Below are 8,928 nucleotides of genomic sequence, written 5' to 3' on the forward strand. Positions count from 1 at the left end.
AAGTCCTCTTAAGAGGACTGAAGAACTCATTAGTCCTCTTAAGAGGACTTTCGCTTTGAGACAGGGAATTCATTCCCTGTCGGACTATCGGCTTTACCTGGAAAGTTGACACGCTTGGAACCATGCCGTTTCCCAACAGATTTAACCTACTCCAGAAACGATCGCAAAACCCAGAACTGCGACAAACACAATCAGGGCATAAAATTGAGCGCGACCGCTTTCAAAGTATTTCAAACCTTCGCCCGTAACCAGGGTGAGAAACCCTGTTAAGTTGACGATACCATCGACGACTCGCAAATCCACTTCCATGACTTGCCGCGCCAAACGGCGACTGCCTTTAACGAAGAGAACTTCGTTAATATCGTCGAGATACCACTTGTTGAGGGAGAATTCGTAGAGTGGCTTGATTTTTTGGGCGATCGCATTTGCATCGATTTTCCGGCTCAAATACATCAGAGAAGCCAAAGTAATGCCCAACAAAGCAATACCTACAGAACTGCCTCCCATGATTAGAAATTCCGTCAAATCAAACTCAGCAGCGTGTGCCAAAACTTCTTCCAGAGACTCGCCAGGAGCGCGCACAAACTGCTCGAAATAATTGGCAAACGGTGTACCGAGAAAACCGATAAACACAGAAGGTACAGCCAACAACACTAACGGTAGAGCCATTGTCAGAGGAGACTCGTGAGGAAAATGGTCATGCTCGTCGTGACTTTCGCCAGTTGATGCCAATTCCTTAATGTTCATCGCTCCAGGGCCGAAAACCACACCCGGTTGCAGGAGTTGTTGCTTGATGGCGTTGTTATTGCCCCGGAATTCGCCCTCAAAGGTGCTGAAGTACATCCGAAACATATAAAACGCAGTCATCCCCGCAGTTACCCAGCTCACAGCCCACAGAGCCGGATTTGCATGGAAAGCTTGGGCGAGGATTTCGTCTTTTGACCAGAAACCTGCAAAGGGCGGAATGCCGCAGATTGCTAAATTGCCGATTAAAAAGCAAGTAGCGGTAATCGGCATATATTTCCGCAAGCCACCCATGACTCTCATGTCTTGAGCGAGGGCGGGGTTGTGCCCGACGACATCTTCCATGCCGTGAATGACTGAACCCGAACACAGGAACAGCATTGCTTTGAAGTAAGCGTGGGTCATTAGGTGGAAGAGTCCGGCACTGTAGGCGCCGACTCCCATTGCCATCACCATGTATCCCAATTGGGAGATTGTGGAGTAGGCTAAGCCTTTTTTGATGTCATTTTGGGTAATTGCGATCGAAGCACCCATGAATGCTGTAAAACAGCCGGTGCAGGCGATCAAATTCATGACTGCGGGCAGCCCTTCAAACACTGGATACATCCGAGCGATCAGGAAGACGCCGGCGGCTACCATCGTGGCGGCGTGGATTAGAGCGGAAATCGGGGTGGGGCCTTCCATGGCGTCTGGGAGCCAGACGTGGAGGGGGAATTGAGCTGATTTGGCTGCTGGGCCCAAAAATATCAGGACTCCGAAGATGGTTGCGAGAGTTGCGCTCAAAGCACCGGATTCGACTAGGGAGTGCAGCCGTTCGCCCATTACGTCAAATTCAAAGCTGCCGGTGGCCCAGTAAATGCCGAGGATGCCCAGCAGGAGGCCGAAGTCGCCGACGCGGTTGGTGACGAAGGCTTTTTGGCAGGCGTCTGCTGCTGGTTTGCGATCGTACCAAAATCCGACTAGCAGGTACGAACACATACCTACCAGTTCCCAGAAAATGTAAATCTGAACGATGTTCGGGCTGATTACCAGACCTAGCATTGAGGCGCTGAAGATGCTGAGGTAGGCGTAAAATCGCACGTACCCGTCATCGTGTGCCATGTAGCCGTCGGTGTAAATCATCACCAAAAAGGCGACCGTGGTGACGATCGCCAGCATTACCGACGTGAGGGGGTCGATGATATAGCCCATATTCAGCGAGAAGTCCCCAGCAGAGGCCCACTGAATGGTTCGGGTGTAGGGTGCGTGGCCCTGTAGTTGACTCCACAGCAATGCGAAAGACATTACCGCTGACCCTCCGAGGGTCGAAAGGATTAAAATCGCATTCGCTTGTCGGAGTTTGTTGGTTGCCTGGTTAAAGGTGATTAAGCCTAAACCTACTAGCATTGCGCCTGCCAGTGGCAGGACTGGAATCAGCCAAGCGTATTGATAAAGCAGTTCCATGACTGATAGGTAGTTTAAAGTTTCTACTAGATATGCGAAAACTGTAAACAATTGTGACACACGCTTGCGCGACTGGGCAGAAAGACTCTCTACAATTCTTAAGTATTGCCGATCGACAATCCTTAAGAATTGCTGCTTGTGTTGCCGATCGATCTAGTTCGCCTTAAGTCTATGCCAAAAGATAGATTGACAAATTTCCAATTTTTGTATGCAGCCTATGAATAATCAATAAACCGGGTTTTTCCACCAATACCCTCGCGCTCGATGCGGTATTGTCGTAAAAAAACCCGGTTTCTGCCGACCTTTAAAGGTTGGGGTAAATGTCTGGTTGCCGATCGAATGGGTAATTCCCCAATGCTCGATCGATAGGAACCGAATGCCTTTTAACCGTTACCGGTTGGCTACTTCCTGCGGTTGCAGGCGTTGACTTTGGGGACAATTCTGAGTGGCGAGCATCCAGGAATCCAGAGTGCGCCGCAGTTCCTCGCGTCCTTGATAATGTTCAAATCTAAATCGAGATCGATCGCCCTCAAATAAAATCAGTGTGGGTAGACTGGTCAGCCGGTAAGTATTTGCCAACTTCAAACTTTGATCGGCATTCACCCCTAGGAGCTTGACTTTTCCTGCCCACTGTGCTTCAAAACTGGTAAGCGTGGGGTCGATCGCGCGGCACAAACCGCACCAAGGCGCCCAAAAGTGAACTAAAACGGGGGTAGAGGCTTGAAATACCTCTTGTGCAAAAGTGCGTTCGCTAACCGACAACACCATGATCCCTCAAAATTTAATAATTTTTTTTCTATCCTAGGGATCATGCTACCAGTATATGTTCCCTGTGACACGCATCAAAAAAGGATGAATTTTCCACAGCAGGCCCGTAAAAATGACTACGCCTACGTAGGAAGGGCGCAGGAACTCTAGCAAATCAAAGGTTTGACGCTTTTGCAGGATTGCCAAAAATGGAATAATTGAGGTTTGAGATTTGATGGTTTCAAAGGATTCGCCAAAACGAGCGCGCAGCCGGCTGTCACCGTGCCAGACTCCGAATAGGTGGTGAAGTACCAAACCGATGGAAGTGACGAGGGTAAAGCTAGTACCAATCCAGAGGGTGTGGGCCACGCACCAAATCACCTGTCCCACCATTTGCGGGTGACGGGTAATGCGGATGATGCCGGCTTGGTAGAGGTGAACCTCCGGCTTTTGGATGGCGGCAATTTCTAGGAGGTTGAAGGTTGCTGGGTACAGAAACAGAAAGGAAATTGCCGACAGTATCCAAACCGCGGGTTTAACTCCGGGTACGCCCTGTACTTGCCAAAGCTGCACGCCGTCGTAGCGGTGGTTGAAAAAGTAGACAACCAGAATCACGGCCAGCGGTAAACTGACAAGGGCAAACAAAACTCGGTAAAGTCTCGGCCCGATCAGCTTTTCACCTTTTGGGCGCAGGGCTGCTAAACCGCTGTGGGCGATCGCAAAACCAAATAAAAGTCCGAGAATAACTAAGTGGGAGTCAAGCGCCAAGTCGATCGTCATTGCAAATATTAAGAAAAGTTATTGATTGTCTGCCAAATTGTGTCACAAAGTATCTATGGGAGCATTCAGCGGTTATCAGTCAGTTAACTGTTCACTGTTCGCTGTTGACTGTTGACTGGAAAGCTGTTCGCTGTTGACTGTTCGCTGTTGACTGTTCGCTGGAAAGCTGTTGGCTGCCTACAGTCAACAGTCAACCGTCAACTGACAACTGACAACTGACAACTGACAACTGACAATTTAGATATATGTCTGACCTTCCTTTCACTTTAGACCAGTTACGCATCCTCAAGGCGATCGCCTCTGAAGGAAGCTTCAAACGCGCCGCCGACAGCCTCTACGTATCCCAGCCAGCAGTTAGCTTGCAGGTGCAAAACCTAGAGAGACAGTTGGACGTGCCGCTGTTTGACCGGGGGGGGCGGCGGGCTCAACTGACCGAAGCCGGACACCTGCTGCTGAGTTACGGCGAGAAAATTTTATCGCTTTGTCAAGAAACTTGTCGAGCTCTCGAAGACTTGCAAAATCTCCAAGGCGGTACTTTGATCGTCGGCGCTTCTCAAACCACGGGGACGTACTTACTACCCCGGATGATCGGGATGTTTCGGCAAAAGTACCCGGATGTAGCGGTACAGCTTCACGTGCATTCGACCCGCCGCACGGCGTGGAGTGTGGCCAACGGACAAATCGATTTGGCAATTGTTGGCGGAGAAATCCCTACCGAACTTGTAGAAGCTTTAGAAATTGTTCCTTACGCTGAGGACGAACTGGCTCTGATTCTCCCTCCGTCTCACCCGATGGTACAACAAGACAGCATCCAAAAAGAAGACCTTTATAAATTGCAGTTTATTTCCCTGGATTCGCAGTCTACTATCCGCAAAGTCATCGATCAGGTACTGACTCGATGCGGGATTGACACGCGCCGCCTAAAAATCGAGATGGAGCTCAACTCCATAGAAGCCATTAAAAATGCCGTTCAGTCGGGGCTGGGGGCTGCTTTTGTGTCAGTTTCGGCGATCGAAAAAGAGTTGATGATGGGCGTCTTGCACAAATCTAAAATGGACGAAGTTTTGGTAACTCGAATTTTGTCGCTGATTTACAACCCCAACCGCTACCGTTCTAAAGCAGCAGAGGCTTTCAGCAATGAAATTTTGCCTTCCTTTGCCACTTATTCGACTACCCAGGAAAAGAAAGAACCTCCGGCTATGGATTTGGGACTGATAGAAATAGCAACTACCAACTCAGGGGGAAGTTGATTTATTAAGTTGCTGGCTCTCAGCAGTTCGCGCGTAGTTTAGAGATTAAAATCAGGTTTGAGAACCCCTGGAAAAAATTGATAAATTGGGAATCGAGAATCGGGAATCAAAAATCGGTAATATCATGTCCGAGCGGTGGCTTATATTTATTGCGAGTGCGAGCGTCTAGCTCGCAATGAAATGATAACTGATTAACCGGACATGATATAATTGGCTTTTTTGATGCCAAAACCTACTAATACCAAAACTAGATAAAAAGGGTAAAATAAACTGGGATTGGTATAAAAGAAAAGTTGAACCGCGCAGAATTAGGAATTAAACCATTGCCAATTCCCCATTCCCCATTCCCCATTCCAAATTAGCAATTCCAAATTAGCAATTCCAAATTAGCAAACCAAAATGGAAGTTTACTGCACCCGCCCGAGCTGCCCGCGCCCTCAAAACAATTTTTCTGACCTCGATGACAGTTCCCTGCTGAAAACGGTGCAGCAAAGGTATTGCAAGAGCTGCGGAATGCCCCTGATTTTGAGCGGGCGCTATTTGCCAGTCAGGTTGCTGGGTCAAGGCGGTTTTGGGGCGGCATTTTTGGCCAGAGACCGCTATACTCCGGCGATGCGGCAGTGCGTTGCTAAACTTTTGCAGCCGTCGGCAAATCTGAGTCCGGCACAGCTAAAAATCGCTCAAACTCTGTTTGAACGGGAAGCGGCGGTGCTGGAAGAACTGGGAAACGAACATTCGCAAATTCCGAGTTTGCTGGCGTTTTTTGACCTGACTGTTCCGAGTTTGCAGCCGGGGAAAAACGATCAGTTTTTCTATCTGGTTCAAGAATTCATTGACGGTGACAATTTGGAGGAAGAACTTGTTGTTAAAGGCAAGTTTTCGGAAGCTGAAACGATGGAGGTGCTGCGGGAAATTTTGAAGGTTCTCGATTTTGTACACTCGCGCGGTTCGATTCACCGGGATATTAAGCCTGCTAATATTATGCGGTCTAAAAATGGTCGGCTTTATTTATTAGATTTTGGGGCTGTCAAACAGGTGACGCAAACTGCGGGTACTTCTAAGGCTTCGACTGGTATTTATTCTTTGGGTTATGCTCCGCCAGAACAGATGAACGGACAAGAAGTTTATCCCGCAACGGATTTTTATGCTTTGGCTGTGACTTGCATTACTTTGCTGAGCGGTTTACAGCCGACGGAGTTGTTTGATAGTTATCAAAATCAGTGGAATTGGCGATCGCGCGTACAGGTAAGCCCGCGTTTGGCTGAAGTTCTCGATCGAATGTTATTACCCGCTCCCAGCCAGCGCTATCAATCGGCGATCGAGGTGGAAGCGGCTCTGAAATACAATTCTCAACAGCCTACGATAATCGTGCAGCCTCCAATAGTACAGACTCCGCCTCCCCTACAGCCTCCGGTATTACCACCAACTCAGCCGCCTTATGTGCCTCCTGTGGTGGCGCCTCCTCCCGGAGGTGTGCAAGCTCCATCAAGAAAGGCTTTTTCGATTTGGGATATTTTGGGAGGGGCTGCGTTTACGGGTTTTGAGGGTGGGTTGCTGGCGATCGCCCTGACGAGTTTGCTACCGAATCCCAGTGTGAGTATCGGATTGTTGGGGATGATTGTGGGGGGGCTAATTTTGGGCCAGTACCGCAGGGCGATCGAGCAAACTGAGATGCTGATTATTAGCGCAGGTACTCTGGCTGTACTGTGGTTTTTCCCGGCTTTGCGTGCGGCAGTTACGATTTATCCGAATTCTCCTTTCACAGGCGTGTTGTTTGTGGGATGGTTGGCTGCTTTGGGGGCGATCGCGGCCACAGCTATTTTCCGCTTGATATATAAGTTACTTTATAATATTTTTTAAGCCTTGTTTAAAATTCTAAAGACCGGGTTTGTAGTGAGGACTTTAGTCCTTCTTTCCGAGGACTTTAGTCCTCATTATACTAATTTAATCGCCAGTGATTGACTGGACTGTATCTGATAGCATTTAGAAAAAAGCTTGCTACAACAGAATTGTTGGGCGGAGTGAAACGGAGGGTTGTTTTGTCCACCAATATGTAAGGTGCGTCGCTATGAGATTTGGCGTGAAATGCTGCATGATTGTTCCCAAGCGACACACCCTACGACTACTAATGACCAATGACTAATGACTAATGACTAATGACTAATGACCGATGACTAATGACTAATGACTAATGACTTCTTGCTTCAGTCTTGCTGAGTAGAAAACTGGCGGGCGCCGATCGCAGAAAAGGCGATCGCAGCCACCAACAAAACAGGTATGCTGTACCAAGGAAACTTGGCGATATCGTAAGCAGCAGCCCTCAATCCAATGCTGGCATAAGTCAGCGGCAACAGATAAACTATGCCTTTCAGGGCCACGGGTAGCGACGCGGGGTCGAAAAATGTCGCTCCCAAAAATGACATCGGAGTTATCAGAAAATTGTTGTACAATCCGACTGATTCGAGAGATTTTACGTTTAAACCGACTATCACTCCCAATCCCGCAAATACAGCGGAGTTGAGAATTATCACTAACAAAAATAGCGGATGCAAAAATACTAGCTTTTGAGTAAACAAAACTGCTACTAAAATCACGGAAACCGAAGTTAGCAGTCCCCGCAGTATTCCGGCTAGCATTTTGCCTGCGTGCAAAGCTAGGGGGTGTACCGGCAGCAGTAGCAATTCCTCAAATGTTTTACTAAAAAGGCGTTCGCCACAAATAGAAAATACTGCGCCTGTAAAACTTACTGTCATCGATGAAAGTGCGACCATTCCCGGCAGCATGAATTCTAGATAATTGCCACCAATTGCAGGTTTAGGCATGGAACTTCCTAACCCGAAACCAAAAGCTAGAATGTAAATTAATGGGGATGTTAAACCAGCGGCGGCAATTGGCAGGATTCGCACTCGCAAATCTAGCCATTCTCCCCAAAACACGGTGATTGTGTCTGTTAGTATAGTTTTAATTGAGTTTTGTTTCATGGTTGGGCGAGGTGATTTGCATAATTGATATCAAGTTTTGTCAATTAACGGGACTAAATATTATATCATGTCCGACGCTCGAACGATCGTACTAAGATTGGTTTGTAGTGAGGACTTTAGTCATCAGAAATGCGGACTAAAGTCCTCACTACAAACCTTTGGGATTGCGGGTAATTGACCTGATATGATATTACATCTTGCTCATTATCAGGTTAAAAGGTTAAATAATCAAGGCTGCTGCACTGTTCTAATTTCGTTTCAGTTACAGGCAATTTGTCTGCTGCTATTTTTTCCTGTTCTCGGTTCAACCAAATTGCTTTTAAGCCTGCGGATTTGGCACCGCAATAATCGGCTTTGAAGCTGTCGCCGATATGCACAACATTCTCGGCTGTGCAGTTGTGTTTTTGCAAGGCTGCTGTGAAAATTTCCGGCTGAGGTTTGGCTGCACCAACTTCGGTGGAAATTGTCACTGATGTGAAATATTCTGCTAAGTTGAGGGCTTTTAATACTTGATAAAGTCGGGAATCGAAATTCGAGACTACTGCTAATTCGATTCCTTGTTGCTGCCACTTATTTAAGGCTGGGAATACGTCGGGATAGACGAACCAAGGTTCGGCGGTGGCAAAATGAGCGTAGAGTTCGGCAAAGAATTTGGGAAAGTCTGAAAATTGATGGAAAATTCCTGCTATTTGGAATGCTTTTGCGGCAACTGTAAGCCACCATTCAAATTCTAGTTGGGGAATTTTTGCTGTTTCTATTCCTGGAAATGTCATCGGAGTTGCTGAGGCGAAGCTTTGGTAAAATGCTGCATTTAACTCTTCGCTTTTAACTGTTACTCCAAACTCTCTGGCTAATTGTCCGTATATTTTGCCGACGCTACCGCGAACATCAAATAGTGTTCCGGCGGCATCTAAAAAAATAATTTCGCTCATTAGTAAGTTGTCAGTAAATGGTTTGTAGTGAGGACTTTAGTCCTTAAATTA

7 protein-coding genes are annotated in these 8,928 nt (G+C 47.4%); 2 read left to right on the forward strand and 5 right to left on the reverse strand.

Translation table 11 applies throughout. The features are described from left to right. Positions 1–141 precede the first annotated feature (141 nt). From QT974_RS06445 to QT974_RS06455, 3 genes are all read right to left on the reverse strand, one after another. The gene (locus QT974_RS06445; protein ID WP_333467695.1) at positions 142–2,187 is read right to left on the reverse strand and encodes an NAD(P)H-quinone oxidoreductase subunit 5; all 2,046 of its coding nucleotides are present in this window, start codon (positions 2,185–2,187) and stop codon (positions 142–144) included. Positions 2,188–2,577: 390 nt separating this feature from the next. Further along, positions 2,578–2,955 (reverse strand): thioredoxin family protein, encoded by a 378-nt coding sequence (locus QT974_RS06450; RefSeq protein ID WP_333467696.1) that lies wholly within the window; start codon positions 2,953–2,955, stop codon positions 2,578–2,580. 45 nt (positions 2,956–3,000) lie between these two features. Then, positions 3,001–3,714 (reverse strand): NnrU family protein, encoded by a 714-nt coding sequence (locus tag QT974_RS06455; RefSeq protein WP_333467697.1) that lies wholly within the window; start codon positions 3,712–3,714, stop codon positions 3,001–3,003. Positions 3,715–3,959: 245 nt separating this feature from the next. Here QT974_RS06455 and QT974_RS06460 point away from each other — a divergent pair, with 245 nt between their 5' ends. Then, positions 3,960–4,964 (forward strand): LysR family transcriptional regulator, encoded by a 1,005-nt coding sequence (locus QT974_RS06460; RefSeq protein ID WP_333467698.1) that lies wholly within the window; start codon positions 3,960–3,962, stop codon positions 4,962–4,964. A 399-nt stretch (positions 4,965–5,363) separates the two neighbouring features. Then, positions 5,364–6,824: a serine/threonine-protein kinase gene (locus tag QT974_RS06465; RefSeq protein ID WP_333467699.1), complete on the forward strand. Its 1,461-nt coding sequence runs from the start codon at positions 5,364–5,366 to the stop codon at positions 6,822–6,824. A 344-nt stretch (positions 6,825–7,168) separates the two neighbouring features. On the opposite strand, the gene QT974_RS06470 is transcribed toward QT974_RS06465, so the two are convergent. Together QT974_RS06470 and QT974_RS06475 are read right to left on the reverse strand one after the other, a co-directional pair. Then, positions 7,169–7,945 (reverse strand): ABC transporter permease, encoded by a 777-nt coding sequence (locus QT974_RS06470; protein WP_333467700.1) that lies wholly within the window; start codon positions 7,943–7,945, stop codon positions 7,169–7,171. A gap of 212 nt (positions 7,946–8,157) precedes the next feature. Then, positions 8,158–8,877, reverse strand: coding sequence for an HAD-IA family hydrolase (locus QT974_RS06475; protein WP_333467701.1), 720 nt, complete (start codon positions 8,875–8,877; stop codon positions 8,158–8,160). Positions 8,878–8,928: the final 51 nt, after the last annotated feature.

It is taken from the genome of Microcoleus sp. BM001215392 (assembly GCF_036700185.1).
Classification (GTDB): domain Bacteria; phylum Cyanobacteriota; class Cyanobacteriia; order Cyanobacteriales; family Microcoleaceae; genus Microcoleus.

Excerpts from the sequence above, each read along its gene's own strand:
- QT974_RS06445 (WP_333467695.1), bottom strand. The coding sequence starts at position 2,187 with ATGGAACTGCTTTATCAATACGCTTGGCTGATTCCAGTCCTGCCACTG.
- QT974_RS06450 (WP_333467696.1), bottom strand. The coding sequence starts at position 2,955 with ATGGTGTTGTCGGTTAGCGAACGCACTTTTGCACAAGAGGTATTTCAA.
- QT974_RS06470 (WP_333467700.1), bottom strand. The coding sequence starts at position 7,945 with ATGAAACAAAACTCAATTAAAACTATACTAACAGACACAATCACCGTG.
- QT974_RS06465 (WP_333467699.1), top strand. The coding sequence starts at position 5,364 with ATGGAAGTTTACTGCACCCGCCCGAGCTGCCCGCGCCCTCAAAACAAT.
- QT974_RS06460 (WP_333467698.1), top strand. The coding sequence starts at position 3,960 with ATGTCTGACCTTCCTTTCACTTTAGACCAGTTACGCATCCTCAAGGCG.
- QT974_RS06455 (WP_333467697.1), bottom strand. The coding sequence starts at position 3,714 with ATGACGATCGACTTGGCGCTTGACTCCCACTTAGTTATTCTCGGACTT.
- QT974_RS06475 (WP_333467701.1), bottom strand. The coding sequence starts at position 8,877 with ATGAGCGAAATTATTTTTTTAGATGCCGCCGGAACACTATTTGATGTT.